21 protein-coding genes are annotated in these 18,423 nt (G+C 54.5%); 20 read left to right on the forward strand and 1 reads right to left on the reverse strand.

Translation table 11 applies throughout. The features are described from left to right. The first annotated feature begins 53 nt into the window (after positions 1-53). Positions 54-611 carry a phage sensitivity protein DcrB gene (gene dcrB, locus FEK43_RS17395; protein WP_130209096.1) on the forward strand — a complete coding sequence of 186 codons (558 nt, stop codon included), beginning with the start codon at positions 54-56 and terminating at the stop codon, positions 609-611. 3 nt (positions 612-614) lie between these two features. Here the strand turns inward: dcrB and FEK43_RS17400 are convergent, their stop codons facing one another. Further along, positions 615-1,865: an MFS transporter gene (locus FEK43_RS17400; RefSeq protein WP_130209098.1), complete on the reverse strand. Its 1,251-nt coding sequence runs from the start codon at positions 1,863-1,865 to the stop codon at positions 615-617. A 98-nt stretch (positions 1,866-1,963) separates the two neighbouring features. On the opposite strand from FEK43_RS17400, the gene FEK43_RS17405 reads away from it, so the two are divergent. From FEK43_RS17405 to FEK43_RS17495, 19 genes are all read left to right on the forward strand, one after another. Further along, the gene (locus tag FEK43_RS17405) at positions 1,964-3,013 is read left to right on the forward strand and encodes an AI-2E family transporter (RefSeq protein WP_130209100.1); all 1,050 of its coding nucleotides are present in this window, start codon (positions 1,964-1,966) and stop codon (positions 3,011-3,013) included. A gap of 393 nt (positions 3,014-3,406) precedes the next feature. Further along, entirely contained in the window at positions 3,407-3,784 is a 378-nt protein-coding gene (locus tag FEK43_RS17410; protein WP_130209208.1) for a hypothetical protein, read from the forward strand. A gap of 68 nt (positions 3,785-3,852) precedes the next feature. Next, positions 3,853-4,911, forward strand: coding sequence for a methyltransferase (locus tag FEK43_RS17415; RefSeq protein WP_135408158.1), 1,059 nt, complete (start codon positions 3,853-3,855; stop codon positions 4,909-4,911). Between the two features lie 40 nt (positions 4,912-4,951). Further along, positions 4,952-5,683: a beta-ketoacyl synthase chain length factor gene (locus FEK43_RS17420; protein WP_130260970.1), complete on the forward strand. Its 732-nt coding sequence runs from the start codon at positions 4,952-4,954 to the stop codon at positions 5,681-5,683. After that, complete coding sequence (locus FEK43_RS17425) at positions 5,671-6,492, forward strand: lysophospholipid acyltransferase family protein (protein WP_135408162.1); 822 nt, start codon at positions 5,671-5,673, stop codon at positions 6,490-6,492. Before FEK43_RS17420 ends, FEK43_RS17425 begins: the two co-directional genes overlap by 13 nt. Beyond that, positions 6,467-6,724: a phosphopantetheine-binding protein gene (locus tag FEK43_RS17430; protein WP_047643688.1), complete on the forward strand. Its 258-nt coding sequence runs from the start codon at positions 6,467-6,469 to the stop codon at positions 6,722-6,724. Before FEK43_RS17425 ends, FEK43_RS17430 begins: the two co-directional genes overlap by 26 nt. An 11-nt stretch (positions 6,725-6,735) precedes the next feature. Continuing rightward, positions 6,736-6,987 (forward strand): acyl carrier protein, encoded by a 252-nt coding sequence (locus FEK43_RS17435; protein ID WP_000139646.1) that lies wholly within the window; start codon positions 6,736-6,738, stop codon positions 6,985-6,987. A 4-nt stretch (positions 6,988-6,991) separates the two neighbouring features. Continuing rightward, a complete protein-coding gene (locus tag FEK43_RS17440) occupies positions 6,992-7,573 on the forward strand; it encodes a hypothetical protein (protein WP_130260972.1) in 582 nt (193 codons plus the stop codon). Next, a complete protein-coding gene (locus tag FEK43_RS17445; protein WP_135408164.1) occupies positions 7,570-8,931 on the forward strand; it encodes an acyl-CoA synthetase in 1,362 nt (453 codons plus the stop codon). Before FEK43_RS17440 ends, FEK43_RS17445 begins: the two co-directional genes overlap by 4 nt. Then, complete coding sequence (locus tag FEK43_RS17450) at positions 8,918-9,271, forward strand: 3-hydroxyacyl-ACP dehydratase FabZ family protein (protein ID WP_024225041.1); 354 nt, start codon at positions 8,918-8,920, stop codon at positions 9,269-9,271. The genes FEK43_RS17445 and FEK43_RS17450 overlap by 14 nt, the downstream gene beginning before the upstream one ends. Then, positions 9,262-10,938 carry a glycosyltransferase gene (locus FEK43_RS17455; protein WP_135408167.1) on the forward strand — a complete coding sequence of 559 codons (1,677 nt, stop codon included), beginning with the start codon at positions 9,262-9,264 and terminating at the stop codon, positions 10,936-10,938. The genes FEK43_RS17450 and FEK43_RS17455 overlap by 10 nt, the downstream gene beginning before the upstream one ends. Before the next feature lie 3 nt (positions 10,939-10,941). Then, complete coding sequence (locus FEK43_RS17460; protein WP_000930894.1) at positions 10,942-11,364, forward strand: thioesterase family protein; 423 nt, start codon at positions 10,942-10,944, stop codon at positions 11,362-11,364. Further along, a complete protein-coding gene (locus FEK43_RS17465; RefSeq protein ID WP_135408170.1) occupies positions 11,361-11,966 on the forward strand; it encodes an outer membrane lipoprotein carrier protein LolA in 606 nt (201 codons plus the stop codon). The genes FEK43_RS17460 and FEK43_RS17465 overlap by 4 nt, the downstream gene beginning before the upstream one ends. Beyond that, positions 11,935-14,253: an MMPL family transporter gene (locus tag FEK43_RS17470; protein WP_135408172.1), complete on the forward strand. Its 2,319-nt coding sequence runs from the start codon at positions 11,935-11,937 to the stop codon at positions 14,251-14,253. The genes FEK43_RS17465 and FEK43_RS17470 overlap by 32 nt, the downstream gene beginning before the upstream one ends. Then, positions 14,250-14,834, forward strand: a complete 585-nt coding sequence (locus tag FEK43_RS17475) for a DUF3261 domain-containing protein (protein ID WP_103253585.1) — start codon at positions 14,250-14,252, stop codon at positions 14,832-14,834. The genes FEK43_RS17470 and FEK43_RS17475 overlap by 4 nt, the downstream gene beginning before the upstream one ends. 1 nt (position 14,835) lies before the next feature. Further along, positions 14,836-16,005: a beta-ketoacyl-[acyl-carrier-protein] synthase family protein gene (locus FEK43_RS17480; protein WP_135408174.1), complete on the forward strand. Its 1,170-nt coding sequence runs from the start codon at positions 14,836-14,838 to the stop codon at positions 16,003-16,005. Continuing rightward, on the forward strand, positions 16,002-16,466 hold the full coding sequence (locus FEK43_RS17485) for a 3-hydroxy-fatty acyl-ACP dehydratase (protein ID WP_135408176.1): 465 nt from the start codon (positions 16,002-16,004) through the stop codon (positions 16,464-16,466). The genes FEK43_RS17480 and FEK43_RS17485 overlap by 4 nt, the downstream gene beginning before the upstream one ends. Beyond that, positions 16,466-17,197 carry a 3-ketoacyl-ACP reductase FabG2 gene (locus tag FEK43_RS17490; protein WP_135408179.1) on the forward strand — a complete coding sequence of 244 codons (732 nt, stop codon included), beginning with the start codon at positions 16,466-16,468 and terminating at the stop codon, positions 17,195-17,197. The genes FEK43_RS17485 and FEK43_RS17490 overlap by 1 nt, the downstream gene beginning before the upstream one ends. Further along, on the forward strand, positions 17,194-18,423 hold the full coding sequence (locus FEK43_RS17495; protein WP_135408181.1) for a beta-ketoacyl-ACP synthase: 1,230 nt from the start codon (positions 17,194-17,196) through the stop codon (positions 18,421-18,423). Before FEK43_RS17490 ends, FEK43_RS17495 begins: the two co-directional genes overlap by 4 nt.

Genomic DNA, 18,423 nt, shown 5'->3' on the forward strand with positions numbered 1-18,423 from the left:
TGATAAGATGGATGAATGAGCCGTTATGGCCGTTTATCGAAAGGAAGATGTCAATGCGCAATCTGGTTAAATATGTCGGAATTGGCCTGCTGGTTATGGGGCTTGCGGCCTGTGATGATAAAGACACTAACGCTACAGCGGAAGGTACAGTCGCGGAAAGTAACGCTACCGCGAATCCCGTCAACCTGCTTGATGGCAAGTTAAGCTTCTCGCTGCCAGCGGATATGACCGACCAGAGCGGTAAGCTGGGAACACAGGCCAATAACATGCACGTCTGGTCCGACGCCACCGGGCAGAAAGCGGTGATTGTTATTATGGGCGATGATCCGAAAGAAGACCTGGCTGTGCTGGCGAAGCGTCTGGAAGATCAGCAACGTAGCCGCGATCCACAGCTGCAAGTGGTGACCAACAAAGCCATTGAGCTGAAAGGTCACAAAATGCAGCAGTTAGACAGCGTTATCTCCGCGAAAGGCCAGACGGCGTACTCTTCCGTCATTCTTGGTAACGTGGGCAACCAACTGCTGACCATGCAAATCACACTGCCTGCTGACGATCAGCAAAAAGCACAGACCACCGCAGAAAACATCATTAACACGCTGGTTATTCAGTAAGTTTTAAGATGACGAAACGGCCTCAGGTGCTTCCACCGGAGGCCGTTTTTTTAATCGCCACGTCAGCAATAACGCGATTGCGACCAGCCCCGCCGCCGCCAGATAAATCACCGGTACGCCCGCCCAACTCATCACCAGCCCTGCCAGTGGTCCGGTCACGCCAAGCGATAAATCCATAAATACGGTGTAGGTTGCCAGCGCCGCCCCCTGATTCTGCTGCGGCACCGCTTTGACCGCCACTACGCCCAATGCCGGGAACACCAGCGAAAAGCCCGCCCCCGCCAGTAAGACGCCGATTTTCGCCATCCACGGCATAGTCGCCACGCCAACCAGCAGTAGGCCGATTATCTCAACGCTAAAGCAGAGCATCGCCACGTTTAAGCCACCAATGCGGTTTATGCCGTTAGGGAATAACAATCGCGTTCCAACAAACGCACAGCTAAACAACGTCAGCGCGAAGGCCGCACCGTCCCAGCCTTTAGCGTCATAAAACAGCGTGATAAAGGTGGCGATAACGCCAAACCCGGCGGAAGCCAACGCTAGCGCCATACCGTACAGCCAGACGCGCCCAAGTACCGCGCGAAACGGCAGAGGTTTGCCTTTACTGGCTTTCACCGTCGGACGCGGTATTGCCAACAAAATAGCCACCAGCGCCACGCCCATAATGATTAATGCCAACGCCTGCAAACCGCCCCAGTGATAAAACACCACACCTAACGGCGCGCCCATCGCCATCGCTCCGTAAGTGACAATGCCATTCCACGAAATCACTCGCCCGATATGCAGCGAACCGACCACGCCAACGCCCCACAGTGTCGACCCCGTTCCGGCAAAACTTTGCCCAATCCCAAGAATCACGCGCCCCAGGCAAAGTAATAACAGACTGATAATTGGCAGACTGGCGGTTAACCCAGCCACCAGATAACCCAGCCCGCTCAAAAAGCAGCCGCACAAACCGAAGACGACAATCTTTTTTGGCCCCAGCAAATCAGCATAACGCCCGGCATGAGGACGACTCAGCAACGTGGCGAAATATTGCAGACTGATAACCAACCCCGCCCAGAAGGCGCTAAAGCCCATCACATCATGGACATAGCCCGGTAGCACGGCGAGCGGTAACCCAATGGTCAGATAGCTGGCGAAGTTAAACATGACAATGGAGACAATGCGCAAATTCAGGCGCATTCCGTTAAGCGCCGGTTCGGCAACAGGTACGGGCATGAGGAGCACCACATTTTTACAACAGTGTTTCATTTTTACCACGTGGTGGCGTGTAAATCAGCAAGAAGAATCAGAATATTGCTGGCGTGACTCCCGCTACACTTAATACAAAAAGTCATAAGGAAGCCCCAATGGAAACATCTCAACCCGATAAAACGGGCATGCACATTCTACTCAAGCTGGCTTCACTGGTAGTCATCCTCGCAGGTATTCACGCAGCGGCAGATATCATTGTGCAATTGTTACTGGCGCTGTTTTTCGCCATCGTCCTCAATCCACTGGTGACCTGGTTTATTCGTCGCGGAGTTCAGCGTCCCGTTGCCATTACGATTGTGGTCGTAGTGATGTTGATTGCGCTTACTGCGCTGGTCGGTGTGCTGGCGGCATCGTTTAACGAATTCATCTCTATGCTGCCGAAATTTAATAAGGAGCTGACGCGCAAGCTTTTTAAATTGCAGGAGATGCTGCCTTTTCTTAATTTGCATATGTCGCCGGAACGAATGTTGCAGCGGATGGATTCAGAAAAAGTGGTTACCTTCACCACCGCTTTAATGACCGGGCTTTCCGGGGCAATGGCGAGCGTACTTCTGCTGGTGATGACCGTTGTTTTTATGCTGTTTGAAGTACGCCACGTCCCTTACAAAATGCGCTTTGCGTTGAATAACCCACAGATTCACATCGCCGGATTACACCGCGCATTAAAAGGCGTTTCGCATTATCTGGCATTAAAAACGCTGCTAAGTTTATGGACGGGCGTTATCGTCTGGCTGGGGCTGGCGCTGATGGGCGTGCAGTTTGCGCTGATGTGGGCGGTACTGGCGTTTTTACTCAACTACGTCCCCAATATCGGCGCGGTAATTTCCGCCGTACCGCCAATGATTCAGGTGCTGCTGTTTAATGGTGTTTACGAATGTATTCTGGTCGGCGCATTGTTTTTAGTTGTCCATATGGTCATCGGCAATATTTTAGAACCACGGATGATGGGCCATCGCCTGGGGATGTCCACCATGGTGGTATTTCTTTCGTTGTTGGTTTGGGGATGGCTGCTCGGTCCGGTAGGAATGCTACTCTCGGTGCCATTAACCAGCGTCTGTAAAATCTGGATGGAAACCACTAAAGGCGGTAGCAAACTGGCGATTTTACTGGGGCCAGGCAGACCGAAAAGTCGGTTACCGGGGTAATAGCGCACCCTGATCAGATAATGGCCACCGTTTATCTAACGGTGGCCATTTGATTCGAGAAAATGATGCAATATTATTCAGAAAATTAATTTCTAAAAACCACTCCTTAAGTCAAATATATATAAACACCGAATAATCATTAAATTCCCATCCCAGAGAACGCACTGATTATATTGTGTTATTTTTATTGCCTCATTTTTCTCACTCACTTATAGTTGGTCCCCGCTGGCAGTAATTTAGTCATCTCAAAATGATTTGTTCTGATGTGCACTTACTGACTTATCTCATAAGTAAATTTTTCGCTAAATAAAGAATAGTGATACCAGCAATTACAGTTAAATCCTGCTTTACTCGTAAAAACAATACTTTAATGGGGCTTTAATGAAACACTACATGAAATGGTTTGCTGCTATTGCTGTTGTCGGCGCTTTAGCGGGTTGTGCGCGTACTGCACCAATTGATCAAGTCCACTCAACCGTCAGCGCCGGTCATACCCAGGATCAAGTTAAAAAAGCAATTCTGAAAGCTGGCGTTGAACGCAAATGGATTATGTCCGAAGCCGGACAAGGTGTAATTAAAGCACGTCAACAGTCACGCGATCATTCAGCAGAAATTCGCATTAACTACACGGCATCCAGCTACGATATCAATTATGAAAATAGTCAGAACCTGCAAGCATCAGGCGGACAAATTCATAAAAACTATAATCGCTGGGTCCGCAATCTCGACAAAGATATTCAACTGAATTTGTCGGCTGGCGCAGATTTGTAATTTCCCCTAAAGTCGGGCCGCTTCGGTCCGATAATAATTTAATTCCCTCTTAACAGGTTGTGCCCAACATGTACGAACAGGATTCTCTTAGCGCACTGGATGCGATTACCGAAGCTCAACGCATTGCCTTTGCCCCTATGCTTTTTCAAACAGCTCTCTGCCTGCGTAATGCGGGTGTACTTTCTTATCTGGATCGGCAAGGCAAACATGGCGCAACGCTGGCTGATATCACCGAAAATAGTCATATCAACGAATATGCTGCCAGCGTTCTGTTAGATATGGGCTTAAGCGGGCGAATTATTACCTGCAAAGAGGGAATTTATTACCTGGCGAAAATCGGTCATTACCTCCTGCATGACACCATGACGCGCGTGAATATGGATTTCACCCAGGATGTCTGTTATCAGGGGCTATTCTTCCTCGCCGATTCACTCAATGAAGGCAAACCTTCCGGGTTAAAAGTATTTGGCGACTGGCCGACGATATATCCGGCACTTTCACAATTACCTGACGCTGCCCGTGAAAGCTGGTTCGCGTTTGATCATTACTATTCAGATGGCGCATTTAACGCCGCACTGCCTTATGTATTCGCCAACAACCCCACAACCTTGTACGATGTAGGCGGCAATACCGGTAAGTGGGCTTTGCGCTGCTGTAAATACAACGAAAACATCACCGTTACGTTATTAGATCTGCCACAACAAATCGTGCTCGCCAAAGAAAATATCACGAATGCAGGCTTTTCTGATCGTATAGATTTCCATGCTGTGGATATGCTAAGCGATGCGCCGTTACCGGGCGAGGCTGATATCTGGTGGATGAGTCAATTTTTAGACTGTTTTTCACCCGAACAAATAATTAGCATACTCAGCAAAGTTGCCAGCGTAATGAAGCCCGGGGCAAAACTTTGCATTATGGAGTTGTTCTGGGATGCGCAGCGGTTTGAAGCGGCATCGTTTAGCCTGAATGCCTCCTCACTTTATTTCACCTGCATGGCAAACGGTAACAGTCGTTTCTATAGCGCAGAGAAATTTTACGACTATCTGAATAAAGCAGGATTTCAGGTAGCAGAGCGCCACGATAATTTAGGCGTTGGGCATACATTATTGATATGCCAAAAGAAATAATCGTCACTTAATAATTTTGGTTTACCGCGGGCGCGCGTTGATGAAATTTACATTAAATATTACCGACTGGAAGGCACTGGCGCCTGGACTTAGCGAAGCCCAGCAATGGCAAGCATGGTCGCGCCAGCCTTGGGCGGTTGACCCTGCGGCACCGTTGGCAAAATTATGCGAATTGCCAATGATGACCGCCCGCCGTCTCAGTTCTGGCAGTAAACTGGCCGTGGAGTGCGGTCTGGCAATGCTACGCCGCCATCAAATAGACGCCGTTTTGTATACCAGTCGTCATGGCGAACTGGAACGCAATTACCGCATTGTTCATGCACTGGCAACCGAACAGGCACTCTCTCCGACAGACTTCGCGCTCTCCGTACACAACTCTTCCGTGGGCAACCTGACCATTGCGGCCAAACAACCGATCGTTTCGTCATCGCTTTCGGCTGGTCGCGACAGTTTCCAGCAAGGTTTATGTGAAGTGCTTAGCCTGTTACAAGCGGGATACCAGCGCGTGTTGATGGTCGATTTTGATGGCTTTCTGCCTGAGTTCTATCACCCACAACTGCCAGCAGAAATGCCGACCTGGCCGTACGCCGTCGCGCTGGTGATTGAAGCTGGCGATGACTGGCAATGTGAAACACAGCCAGCCATTGCGGGCAATGAAACATCACTGCCGCAAAGCATGTTATTTTTACAGCACTATTTACAAAACGCTAATAAATTTTCACTGCCTGGCGAGCGCGTGCAATGGCGCTGGAGCCGCAGATGCGTAAGCTGATGTCGCGCCTGGAGTGGGCATGGCGACTGGTTATGACCGGGTTGTGTTTTGCCCTGTTTGGCCTCGGCGGACTACTGCTCTCTGTGGTGTGGTTTAACGTATTGTTAGTTTTGGTGTGGGATACTTCCCGCCGCCGTCGTGTGGCGCGCCGCAGCATTGCCGCCAGTTTTCGTCTGTTTTTAACAGTCGCAAAAGGGCTTGGCGTGCTGGATTATCGGATTGATGGGGCTGAAATTTTACGTCAGGAACGCGGTTGCCTCGTCGTAGCCAATCATCCCACGCTGATCGATTACGTACTGCTGGCGTCAGTCATGCCAGAAACTGACTGCCTGGTGAAAAGCGCGCTGTTAAAAAATCCTTTTCTTGGCGGCGTCGTGCGGGCGGCAGATTATTTAATCAACAGCGAAGCTGAAACCCTCTTACCCCGTTGCCAACAGCGACTGGCACAGGGCGACACTATCTTGATTTTCCCCGAAGGCACGCGAACGAAGCCTGGTGAAAAAATGACGTTGCAGCGCGGGGCAGCGAATATTGCCGTGCGCTGTGCCAGCGATTTACGCATCGTGACGATCGGCTGTAGCGAGCATCTGCTGGATAAACAAAGTAAATGGTATGACGTTCCGCCTGCCAGGCCGTTTTTTACGGTTGAAGTCCGTGGGCGGGTAGAAATCAATAAATTTTACGATGCAACTTCACAAGAACCGGCGCTGGCAGCAAGGCAGTTAAACCGGCATCTTTTGCTTCAATTACAACAAGGTTGTTTACCTCTCTCAGGAATAAATAATGCAAGCGCTTTATCTGGAAATTAAAAATCTCATCATCAGCACCCTCAATCTGGACGAGTTGACTCCTGATGATATCGATACCGATGCGCCGCTGTTCGGCGACGGTTTAGGGCTGGATTCCATCGATGCCCTGGAACTGGGGCTGGCAGTGAAAAATGAATATGGCGTTGTACTTTCCGCGGAAAGTGAAGAGATGCGTCAGCACTTTTTCTCCGTCGCCACTCTGGCCTCTTTCATTGCTGCACAACGCGCCTGAGGAAAGCCATCATGACAGAACAACAAACCGTCTATCAGGAAGTCTCAGCCCTGCTGGTTAAGCTGTTTGAAATCGATCCGCAGGACATCAAACCTGAAGCGCGCCTGTACGAAGATCTGGAACTGGACAGCATCGACGCCGTTGACATGATTGTGCACCTGCAAAAGAAAACCGGTAAGAAAATCAAGCCGGAAGAGTTTAAAGCAGTGCGTACAGTCCAGGATGTCGTAGAGGCCGTAGAACGCCTGCTACAAGAAGCCTGACCTGATGTCGGGCATTCGCTCGCTACCGATTATAAAGCTGCTGACCGGATTATTGCTGCTCGCCTGGCCGTTTGTAATTTGGCTTGGTTTGGCACATAACGGCCTGCATTGGCTGTTGCCGCTGATGGCGCTGCTGCTTTTGTTGCGCCTGCGCCAGACCCGTCGCCAGGCGGGGCCGCTCCAGGTCGTCACACAAATCGTCGCTGTCGTGGGCATCGCCTTGTGTGTCGCCAGCTTTCTGTTGAAAACGCACCAGCTACTGCTGTTTTACCCGGTAGTGGTTAATGCGGTAATGCTGGCGGTTTTTGGCGGTTCGCTGTGGTCGGCAATGCCGATAGTTGAGCGGTTGGCGCGTTTGCAGGAGCCAGACCTTCCAGAAAAGGGCGTGCGCTATACCCGCCACGTCACGCAAATCTGGTGCGGCTTTTTCATCATCAACGGCGGAATTGCCCTCTTTACCGCGCTGCATGGCGATATGTCGTTATGGACTGCCTGGAACGGCATGATCGCTTATTTGTTGATGGGAACATTAATGGCTGGTGAATGGCTGGTGCGCCGTCAGGTGATGAAAAGAGATCGCTCATGAAGCAGACCTTACCGCTTGCACGCTGGCTGACTGCGCCACGCCCTGATGACACGCCCATTGCGTGGCTGGACGAAAGCACCTGGGCGCTGGGCGATTTGCGTCACGATGTCGCGCAACTTATCTGCCGTTTACAGCAACAGCCCGGGAAACGCTGGGCGCTATGCTTTGAGAACAGCTATCTGTTTATCGTTGCCCTGCTCGCCACGCTACACGCCGGAAAAACGCCGGTGCTTCCGGGGCATAACCGCGTCATCCAGCTTAATGAGCAACGTGAACTGTTCGATGGTGTGCTTAGCGACAGCGAACTTAACTGGCAAGGTTCATTGCTGTTGGTAGCAAGTTCCCCACAAGTCGCGCCACAATCATTCACCTTTGCTGCTATAGCGCCAGACGCTTATATCGAGCTATTTACCTCTGGTTCCACGGGGCAGCCGAAGCGGGTGATTAAACCTGTTCATTTGCTGGACCGTGAAGCAGAACTGCTGGCTGAACGATTAGGCGCACGTCTGGCGGGTTGTCGGGTGGTCGGTTCCGTATTGCCGCAGCATTTGTACGGCCTGACTTTTCGCATTTTCTTGCCAATGGCGCTGGGATTACCCCTGCATGCCGCCATGCTCTGGTATGTCGAACAGTTTGCCGCGTTGAGTCATCAGCATCGCTATATCTTCATCAGCAGCCCGGCATTTTTGAAGCGTCTGGATGCTCAGCTATCCCCGCCGCCTGTTCAGGTGCTTCTCTCTGCTGGCGGTGAGCTACCGTGGCAGGACGTACAACACACCGCGAGCTGGCTACGCGTCTGGCCTGATGAAATCTACGGCAGCACGGAAACCGGCGTCATTGCCTGGCGTTACCGCGATCAGGAGCAACGACGCTGGCTGCCCTTTCCAGGTATGAAGTTCCAGGCCGAAGGTGATTCTTTTCGCCTCTTTTCACCGCTGATGACGGAAGATAACGGCCTGTTGCTCGACGATGCCTTACAGTTTAGCGAAGACGGCCAGTTCCATCTGATGGGGCGTCGTGGGCGCATCGTTAAGATTGAAGAAAAACGTATTTCTCTGCAGGAAGTGGAACAGCGTCTGCTGGCGCTGGACGGTATTCGCGAGGTGGCGGCAGTTCCCGTTACGCGCGGCGGGCGTCAGTGCATTGGCGTTTTGCTGGTGCTGGATGACGAAGCTCATCTGCAATGGCAGAACGGTGGCGGGCATAGCCAGGAAATGACTTGGCGGCGATTACTGCGCCCGACGCTGGAGCCAGTTGCCATTCCGCGTTACTGGCGCGTTATTGATGAAATGCCAGTAAACAGTATGAACAAGCGTGTCTATGCGCAATTACAGGAGTTATTTCATGAAGCCCCATGAAATCGAGCGCCATCAGGCACAAGCGAATCACCTTGAGATTGTTTTGCATCTCAGGGCAGATCTGTTCTGGTTTCGCGGTCATTTTGCCGTGCAACCATTACTCCCTGGCGTGGCGCAAATCGACTGGGCGATGAGCTACGCGCTCACTCTGCTCGCGCCCGGCTGGCGTTTTCACTCCATTCAGAACATAAAATTCCAGTCTCCGTTGCTGCCGGAAAACCGCGTCACGCTCACGCTTAACTGGCAGGAAGATCGCCAGATTCTGAGCTTTAGCTATCAGCGTCACGACGGTGACGCCCGCCACACCGCCAGTAGCGGGAAGATCCGCCTATGTCGGTAAACTTTTCTCCCTGCGTGTTGATCCCCTGCTACAACCACGGCGCAATGATGCCGGGCGTGCTGGCGCGTCTTAAGCCATTTAATCTGCCCTGTATTGTGGTGGATGACGGCAGCGATGCCGCCACGCAACAGCAACTGGATAAGCTGGTTAGCGAACAGCCTGGCGTGACCTTAATTCGCCAGGCAGAAAACGCAGGCAAAGGCGCGGCGGTGATGCGCGGCTTACAGGCGGCGGCAGACGCGGGGTTCAGCCATGCGGTGCAGGTGGATGCTGACGGTCAACACGCGATTGAAGATATCCCCAAACTGCTGGCACTTGCCGAACAGCACCCTGCGGCGCTGATCTCCGGCCAGCCGATTTACGATGACTCCATCCCCCGCTCACGGCTGTACGGGCGCTGGGTCACCCACGTCTGGGTATGGATCGAAACGCTCTCCCTGCAACTGAAAGACAGCATGTGCGGCTTTCGCGTTTATCCGGTTGCGCCAACGCTGCAACTGGCAAAACACGCCACCATCGGCAAGCGGATGGATTTCGACACCGAAGTGATGGTGCGCCTCTACTGGCAGGGAAATACCAGTTATTTCGTGCCGACCCGCGTCACCTATCCGCTGGACGGGCTTTCGCATTTTGATGCCCTGAAAGATAACGTCCGCATCTCGCTCATGCACACGCGTCTGTTTTTCGGCATGTTGCCGCGTATTCCTTCGCTGTTAATGCGCCGCTCTTCCAGCCACTGGGCGCGGCAGAGTGAAGTGAAAGGATTATGGGGAATGCGCCTGATGCTGCTGGTCTGGCGTCTGCTGGGAAGAACGGCGTTTAGCGCGCTGCTTTACCCGGTGGTGGGCGTCTACTGGCTCACCGCCTCCCGTGCGCGTAAAGCATCGCAAGACTGGCTCGCCCGTGTGCGCCAGCATCAACCACAGGCAGCAAAACTCAACAGCTATCAGCACTTTCTACGTTTCGGTAATGCCATGCTCGACAAAATCGCCAGCTGGCGCGGCGAGCTACAACTGGGGCGCGATGTGCTGTTTGCGCCAGGCGCAGAAGCGGCGCTTGACGTCAGCGATCCGCGCGGCAAATTGCTGCTGGCCTCGCATCTTGGCGATGTGGAAGTGTGCCGGGCGCTGGCAAAAATTCAGGGCTACAAAACCATTAACGCGCTGGTGTTTAGCGAAAACGCCCAACGCTTTAAACAGATAATGCAGGAGATGGCTCCGCAGGCAGGCATTAACCTGCTCCCGGTAACGGATATCGGCCCGGAAACAGCCATCCTGCTGAAAGAGAAGCTGGATAACGGCGAATGGGTGGCGATTGTCGGTGACCGCATCGCCGTCACCCCGCAACGCGGCGGCGACTGGCGCGTCTGCTGGAGTCCGTTTATGGGCCAGCCTGCGCCCTTCCCACAGGGGCCGTTTATTCTCGCCTCTATTTTGCGCTGCCCGGTGAATCTGATTTTCGCCCTACGCCAGCACGGCAAGCTGCATATTCACTGCGAAACCTTTGCCGACCCGCTGCTGTTGCCGCGTGGCGAACGCCAACAGGCACTGCAAAACGCTATCGACCACTACGCCGCGCGTCTGGAACATTACGCGCTCCAGTCGCCCCTCGACTGGTTTAATTTTTTCGATTTCTGGCAACTGCCGGAAATTCAGGACAAGGAGTAAAGGGTGCTTAACGATCCCCGATTTACCGCTGAAGTCGAGCTGACCATTCCCTTTCACGACGTCGATATGATGGGCGTGGCCTGGCACGGTAACTATTTTCGCTACTTTGAAGTGGCCCGCGAGGCGCTGCTCAACCAGTTCAATTACGGCTATCGGCAGATGAAAGAGTCAGGTTATTTGTGGCCAGTGGTCGATGCGCGGGTGAAATATCGCCACGCCCTCACCTTTGAGCAACGCATCCGCGTGCGTGCGCATATCGAAGAGTTCGAAAACCGTCTGCGGATTGGCTATCAGATTTTCGATGCCGAAACGGGCAAACGCGCCACCACCGGATACACCATTCAGGTCGCAGTAGAGGAACAAAGCCGTGAACTGTGCTTTGTCAGCCCCGATATTCTGTTTGAACGCATGGGAGTCAAACCATGAAATTTTTACCGCTGCTGGCGCTGCTGATTAGCCCGTTTGTAAGCGCCCTGACCCTGGACGATCTTCAGCAACGCTTTACCGAACAGCCGGTGATCCGCGCCCATTTCGATCAAACCCGGACGATTAAAGATCTGCCGCAGCCGCTGCGATCTCAGGGCCAGATGTTGATCGCCCGCGACCATGGGTTATTGTGGGATCAAACCTCACCGTTCCCCATGCAGCTATTGCTGGACGATAAACGCATGGTGCAGGTGATCAACGGTCAGCCGCCGCAAATCATCACGGCAGAAAATAACCCGCAGATGTTCCAGTTTAACCACCTGCTGCGCGCGCTGTTCCAGGCCGATCGCAAAGTGCTGGAACAAAACTTCCGCGTCGAATTTGCTGACAAAGGCGAAGGCCGCTGGACGCTGCGCCTGACCCCAACCACCACGCCGCTGGATAAAATTTTCAACACCATCGATCTCGCCGGGCAAACCTATCTGGAGAGCATTCAGCTTAATGATAAACAGGGCGATCGCACCGATATCGCTCTTACCCAACATCAACTGACGCCAGCGCAACTGACTGATGACGAACTCCAACGTTTTGCCGCCCAGTAAACGCCCCGCGCTGTTATGGGGGTTCGTCTGCCTGGTCATGGCGGCGGCGTTGCTGATCCTGCTGCCGCAATCACGGCTGAACAGTAGCGTGCTGGCTATGTTACCCAAACAGGCGATGGGCGATATTCCCCCAGCGCTGAATGACGGCTTTATGCAGCGTCTGGACCGCCAACTGGTGTGGCTGGTCAGCCCCGGTAAAGAGGCTAATCCCAGGGTGGCTCAGGAGTGGCTGACGCTGCTGCAAAAATCCGCTGCGCTCGGCGACGTTAAAGGGCCAATGGATGCCGCCAGCCAGCAGGCGTGGGGAGCATTTTTCTGGCAGCACCGCAACGGCCTGATGGACCCCGACACCCGCGCCCGCCTGCAAAACGGCGGCGAAGCGCAGGCGCAGTGGATCCTCTCCCAGCTTTATTCTGCGTTCTCCGGGGTAAGCGGCAAGGAGCTGCAAAACGATCCGCTGATGTTAATGCGCGGCTCGCAGCTGGCGATGGCGAAAAACGGCCAGCGTTTACGACTGATGGACGGCTGGCTGGTGACGCAGGATCCCCAGGGCAACTACTGGTATCTGCTGCACGGAGAACTGGCGGGATCGTCGTTTGATATGCAGCAAACCCACAAGCTCATCACGACCCTGAATACGCTGGAAAAAGATCTGAAAACACGTTACCCGCAGGCGCAACTGCTCTCGCGCGGCACGGTGTTTTACAGCGATTACGCCAGTCAACAGGCGAAGCAGGATATCTCCACCCTGGGCGTGGCAACGCTGCTGGGGGTGATTTTGCTGATTGTGGCGGTGTTCCGCTCTTTACGCCCGTTGCTGCTTTGCGTGATTTCCATCGGCATCGGCGCGCTGGCGGGAACGGTCGCCACCTTGTTGATTTTCGGTGAATTACACCTGATGACGCTGGTGATGAGCATGAGCGTTATTGGCATTTCCGCTGACTACACGCTCTATTACCTCACCGAGCGGATGGTGCACGGCAACGACGTTTCGCCGTGGCAAAGCCTGGCGAAAGTGCGCAATGCCTTGCTGCTGGCGCTGATCACTACCGTGGCGGCGTATCTGATTATGATGCTCGCCCCCTTCCCCGGCATTCGCCAGATGGCGATTTTTGCCGCCGTCGGGTTGAGCGCCTCCTGTCTGACCGTCCTGTTCTGGCATCCGTGGCTGTGTCGTGGCCTGCCGGCGCGTCCGGTTCCGGCGATGGCGCTGATGCTGCGCTGGCTGGCAGCGTGGCGGCGTAATAAAAAACTGTCGCGGGGTCTGCCCGTCGCGCTGGCGCTGTTTTCGCTGGCGGGGATGTCAATGCTGCGCGTCGATGACGATATCTCGCAGTTACAGGCGCTGCCGCAGCATATTCTGGCGCAGGAAAAAGCCATTACCGCCCTGACCGGACAAAGCGTCGATCAAAAATGGTTTGTAGTTTACGGCGACTCCCCACAGCAAACCTTGGGACGACTGGAGACATTTACCCCCTCGCTGGAGAAAGCGAAAAAAGACGGCCTTATCAGCAACTACCGCACTATTCCGCTGAACTCCCTGGCGCGGCAGGAGGAAGATTTACATCTGCTGAAAACGGCTGCCCCGACAGTAACGAAAGCGCTGCAAAATGCCGGGCTGACGGCGGTGAAACCAGATCTCAACGCCATGCCAGTGAAGGTCGATGAATGGCTGGCAAGCCCCGCCAGTGAAGGTTGGCGTCTGCTGTGGTTGACGCTGGAAAACGGCGCAAGCGGCGTACTGGTGCCGGTTGAAGGGGTTAAAAGTAGCGAGTTGTTGCAGGAAATCGCCAGCTATTACCCTGGCGGCATTGCCTGGGTTGATCGCAAAAGTACCTTTGATGAATTGTTCGCACTTTACCGCTACGTCTTAACCGGCTTGTTGCTGGTGGCGCTGGCAGTGATTGCCTGCGGCGCAGTGGCCCGCCTCGGCTGGCGCAAAGGGCTTATCAGCCTGGTGCCTTCGGTACTTTCGCTGGGCTGCGGTCTGGCGGTGCTGGCGATGAGCGGGCAGGCGGTGAATCTCTTTTCGCTACTGGCGCTGGTGCTGGTGCTTGGCATCGGCATCAACTACACGCTGTTTTTCAGTAATCCGCGCGGTACACCGTTAACTTCACTACTGGCGATCACGCTGGCAATGCTCACCACCTTGCTGACGCTGGGTATGCTGGTATTCAGCGCCACCCAGGCCATCAGCAGTTTTGGCATTGTGCTGGTGAGCGGTATTTTCACTGCCTTCCTGCTTTCGCCGCTGGCTATGCCCGATAAAAAGAGAACAAAAAAATGATCAAACCTACCTTCTGGCGAGCGCTCGCCCTGACCGCTACGCTTATCCTCACCGGCTGTAGCCACTCGCAACCGGAACAGGAAGGCCGCCCGCAAGCGTGGCTGCAACCTGGCACACGCATCACGCTGCCTGCGCCGGGGATTTCACCCGCCGTCAATTCCCAACAACTATTGACCGGAAGCTTCAACGGCAAAACCCAGTCGCTGCTAGTGATGCTTAACGCCGACGACCAGAAAATCACCCTTGCCGGGCTGTCGTCAGTCGGCATTCGCCTGTTTCTGGTGACCTACGATGCGCAAGGGCTACGCGCCGAGCAATCCATCGTCGTCCCACAGTTACCGCCCGCAAGTCAGGTACTTGCTGACGTAATGCTCAGCCACTGGCCGATTAGCGCCTGGCAACCGCAACTCCCCGCAGGCTGGACGCTTCGCGACAACGGCGACAAACGCGAACTGCGTAACGCCAGCGGCAAACTGGTCACGGAAATCACCTATCTGAATCGCAAGGGCAAACGCGTGCCAATCAGCATTGAGCAGCATGTCTTTAAATACCACATCACCATTCAATACTTAGGTGACTGATATGATTTATATTTCCGCCGTCGGCATGATCAACGCCCTGGGAAATAACCTTGACGAAATCGCGACCAACCTGACTCGCGGTGCCGCTCCCGGAATGCGCCCACGCGCAGGCTGGTTGCAGGGGCATCCGCAGGCAGTCCTGGCTGGCGTGGATGGCGAGCTTCCGCTTATCCCGGAAAAATTCGCTGCGCACCGCTCGCGCAACAATCAGATCCTGCTGGCGGCGCTGGCGCAGATCCAGCCGCAGGTTGATGACGCTATCGCGAAATATGGCCGCGAGCGCATCGCGATTGTGCTTGGCACCAGCACCTCCGGCCTGCATGAAGGCGACACGCACGTTAAGCTGCGCACCAACGGACAGCCGAGCACCACGTGGCACTATGCACAACAGGAACTCGGCGATCCGTCGCGTTTTCTCAGCCACTGGCTGGCGCTCGACGGCCCGGCCTATACCCTTTCAACCGCCTGCTCCTCCAGTGCCAGAGCGATGATCAGCGGGCGCAGACTTATCGAAGCGGGGCTGGTCGATGCCGCCATTGTGGGTGGCGCAGATACCCTGAGCCGAATGCCGATTAACGGTTTTCACAGCCTCGAATCGCTCTCGCCAACCTTATGTCAGCCGTTTGGTCGTGACCGCGCGGGTATTACCATTGGCGAAGGGGCGGGGCTGATGTTATTAACCCGCGAACCGCAGCCCATCGCGTTGCTGGGCGTTGGTGAATCAAGCGACGCTTACCATATTTCGGCCCCGCATCCGCAGGGCGAAGGGGCGATCCGCGCTATTAATCAGGCGCTGGCTGATGCACAGCTTACGCCAGATGACGTCGGCTATATCAACCTGCACGGTACCGCCACACAACTCAACGACCAGATTGAATCGATGGTGGTTAACGCCCTGTTTGGCGAACGCGTACCTTGCAGTTCCACCAAACATTTGACCGGACACACGCTGGGCGCGGCGGGCATTACCGAGGCAGCAATCAGCATGTTGATCTTACAGCGTGATTTGCCGCTGCCCGCTCAGGACTTCAGCCTGTCGCCGCGCGATCCCACGCTGCCACCGTGTGGCATTATCGAAAAACCGCAGCCGCTGGCACGTCCAGTGATCCTGTCCAATTCCTTCGCCTTTGGTGGCAATAACGCCAGCATTCTGCTCGGGAGGGTTTCGTGAGCCACTATTTATCCCCCGGCGCTTATCTGCCCCACGACGCGCCCATGTTACTGCTGGAAGACGTGGTGAGCGTCAGCGATGACAGCGCGGTGTGCCGCGTGACGGTTTCGCCCAGTGGCGTACTGGCACCGTTTCTCGACCCGGACGGCAATCTCCCCGGCTGGTTTTCCCTTGAACTGATGGCGCAAACCGTCGGCGTCTGGTCTGGCTGGCATCGCCACCAGCAGGGCAAAAACAGTATTGAGTTAGGGATGGTACTGGGCGCGCGTGAATTGCTTTGCACCACTGGCATTCTGCCCGCAGGCCAGACGCTGACCATTACCGTCAAACTGCTGATGCAAGACGATCGCTTCGGCAGTTTTGAGTGCAGCATCAACGATGGCGAGGCGACGGGCCGCATTAACACCTTCCAGCCGACCGCGGAAGAACTTACCACCCTGTTTCAACAAGGAGCGTCCTGATGAGTCGTTCAGTTCTGGTTACTGGTGCCAGCAAAGGCATTGGTCGCGCCATCGCCTGCCAACTGGCGGCAGACGGCTTTAACATTGGCGTTCACTATCACCGTGACGCCGCAGGCGCTCAGGAAACGCTGAATGCCATCGTCGCCAACGGTGGTAACGGGCGTTTGCTCAGTTTCGACGTTGCAAACCGCGAACAATGTCGGAAAGTGCTGGAGCACGAGATCGCGCAACACGGCGCCTGGTACGGCGTAGTCAGTAACGCCGGGATCGCCCGCGACGCCGCTTTTCCGGCTTTAAGCGATGACGACTGGGATGCGGTGATCCACACCAATCTCGACAGTTTCTACAACGTCATTCAGCCGTGCATTATGCCGATGATCGGTGCACGCCAGGGTGGACGCATCATCACGCTGTCCTCGGTTTCCGGCGTAATGGGCAATCGCGGCCAGGTGAATTACAGCGCTGCCAAAGCCGGAATTATCGGCGCAACAAAAGCACTGGCTATCGAACTCGCGAAGCGCAAAATCACCGTCAATTGCATCGCGCCGGGACTTATTGATACCGGGATGATCGAAATGGAAGAGAGCGCCCTGAAAGAGGCAATGTCGATGATCCCCATGAAACGCATGGGCCAGGCGGAAGAAGTTGCCGGGCTTGCCAGCTATTTAATGTCTGATATTGCGGGTTACGTCACCCGCCAGGTTATTTCCATCAACGGAGGGATGTTATGACACGTCGCGTAGTGATTACAGGAATGGGCGGCGTGACTGCCTTTGGTGAAAACTGGCAGGACGTTTCTGCACGCTTACTGGCGTATGAAAACGCGGTGCGCAAAATGCCGGAGTGGCAGGTTTACGATGGCCTGCACACCCTGCTTGGCGCGCCTATTGATGATTTCACGCTACCGGAGCACTACACCCGCAAGCGTATCCGTGCGATGGGCCGCGTGTCGCAAATGTCGACCCGCGCCAGCGAGCTGGCGTTAGAGCAGGCAGGGTTGATTGGCGATCCGATATTAACCAGCGGCGAAACGGGCATTGCGTACGGTTCATCGACCGGCAGTACCGGTCCGGTGAGCGAATTTGCCACCATGCTGACGGAAAAGCACACCAATAACATCACTGGCACCACCTATGTGCAGATGATGCCGCACACCACCGCCGTTAATACTGGCCTCTTTTTCGGCCTGCGCGGGCGGGTGATCCCAACCTCCAGCGCCTGTACCTCCGGCAGCCAGGCGATCGGTTATGCGTGGGAAGCCATTCGCCACGGTTATCAAACGGTGATGGTTGCTGGTGGTGCCGAAGAGTTATGCCCTTCAGAAGCAGCGGTATTTGATACGCTTTTCGCCACCAGCCAGCACAATGATGCGCCGAAAACCACACCTTCACCGTTCGATGAAAACCGCGACGGGCTGGTGATTGGTGAAGGCGCTGGGACGCTCATTCTCGAAGAACTGGAGCACGCCAAAGCGCGCGGCGCAACCATTTACGGTGAAATCGTCGGCTTTGCGACTAACTGCGACGCGGCACATATTACCCAGCCGCAGCGCGAAACCATGCAGTATTGTATGGAGCAATCGCTGAAAATCGCCGGGTTAAGCGCACAAGATATCGGCTATATTTCAGCGCATGGTACGGCGACCGATCGCGGCGATGTGGCAGAAAGTCTGGCGACAGCAACCATTTACGGTGATAATGTGCCGCTCTCCTCGCTGAAAAGTTATTTTGGTCATACGCTTGGTGCCTGTGGCGCGCTCGAAGCCTGGATGAGTCTGCAAATGATGCGCGAAGGCTGGTTTGCTCCTACGCTAAACCTGAATAAACCAGACCCGAACTGTGGCGCGCTGGATTACATCATGCATGAAGCCCGCAAGGTTGATTGTGAGTTTTTGCAGAGTAACAACTTTGCCTTTGGCGGCATTAATACATCCATCATCATTAAACGTTGGCCCTGA

Origin of the sequence: Escherichia sp. E2562, assembly GCF_005781075.1 — a bacterium.
Taxonomy (GTDB): Bacteria; Pseudomonadota; Gammaproteobacteria; order Enterobacterales; family Enterobacteriaceae; genus Escherichia.

Coding starts and splice junctions, on each gene's coding strand:
- dcrB (WP_130209096.1), top strand. CDS start 54: ATGCGCAATCTGGTTAAATATGTCGGAATTGGCCTGCTGGTTATGGGG.
- FEK43_RS17400 (WP_130209098.1), bottom strand. CDS start 1,865: ATGAAACACTGTTGTAAAAATGTGGTGCTCCTCATGCCCGTACCTGTT.
- FEK43_RS17405 (WP_130209100.1), top strand. CDS start 1,964: ATGGAAACATCTCAACCCGATAAAACGGGCATGCACATTCTACTCAAG.
- FEK43_RS17410 (WP_130209208.1), top strand. CDS start 3,407: ATGAAATGGTTTGCTGCTATTGCTGTTGTCGGCGCTTTAGCGGGTTGT.
- FEK43_RS17415 (WP_135408158.1), top strand. CDS start 3,853: ATGTACGAACAGGATTCTCTTAGCGCACTGGATGCGATTACCGAAGCT.
- FEK43_RS17420 (WP_130260970.1), top strand. CDS start 4,952: ATGAAATTTACATTAAATATTACCGACTGGAAGGCACTGGCGCCTGGA.
- FEK43_RS17425 (WP_135408162.1), top strand. CDS start 5,671: ATGCGTAAGCTGATGTCGCGCCTGGAGTGGGCATGGCGACTGGTTATG.
- FEK43_RS17430 (WP_047643688.1), top strand. CDS start 6,467: ATGCAAGCGCTTTATCTGGAAATTAAAAATCTCATCATCAGCACCCTC.
- FEK43_RS17435 (WP_000139646.1), top strand. CDS start 6,736: ATGACAGAACAACAAACCGTCTATCAGGAAGTCTCAGCCCTGCTGGTT.
- FEK43_RS17440 (WP_130260972.1), top strand. CDS start 6,992: ATGTCGGGCATTCGCTCGCTACCGATTATAAAGCTGCTGACCGGATTA.
- FEK43_RS17445 (WP_135408164.1), top strand. CDS start 7,570: ATGAAGCAGACCTTACCGCTTGCACGCTGGCTGACTGCGCCACGCCCT.
- FEK43_RS17450 (WP_024225041.1), top strand. CDS start 8,918: ATGAAGCCCCATGAAATCGAGCGCCATCAGGCACAAGCGAATCACCTT.
- FEK43_RS17455 (WP_135408167.1), top strand. CDS start 9,262: ATGTCGGTAAACTTTTCTCCCTGCGTGTTGATCCCCTGCTACAACCAC.
- FEK43_RS17465 (WP_135408170.1), top strand. CDS start 11,361: ATGAAATTTTTACCGCTGCTGGCGCTGCTGATTAGCCCGTTTGTAAGC.
- FEK43_RS17470 (WP_135408172.1), top strand. CDS start 11,935: ATGACGAACTCCAACGTTTTGCCGCCCAGTAAACGCCCCGCGCTGTTA.
- FEK43_RS17475 (WP_103253585.1), top strand. CDS start 14,250: ATGATCAAACCTACCTTCTGGCGAGCGCTCGCCCTGACCGCTACGCTT.
- FEK43_RS17480 (WP_135408174.1), top strand. CDS start 14,836: ATGATTTATATTTCCGCCGTCGGCATGATCAACGCCCTGGGAAATAAC.
- FEK43_RS17490 (WP_135408179.1), top strand. CDS start 16,466: ATGAGTCGTTCAGTTCTGGTTACTGGTGCCAGCAAAGGCATTGGTCGC.
- FEK43_RS17495 (WP_135408181.1), top strand. CDS start 17,194: ATGACACGTCGCGTAGTGATTACAGGAATGGGCGGCGTGACTGCCTTT.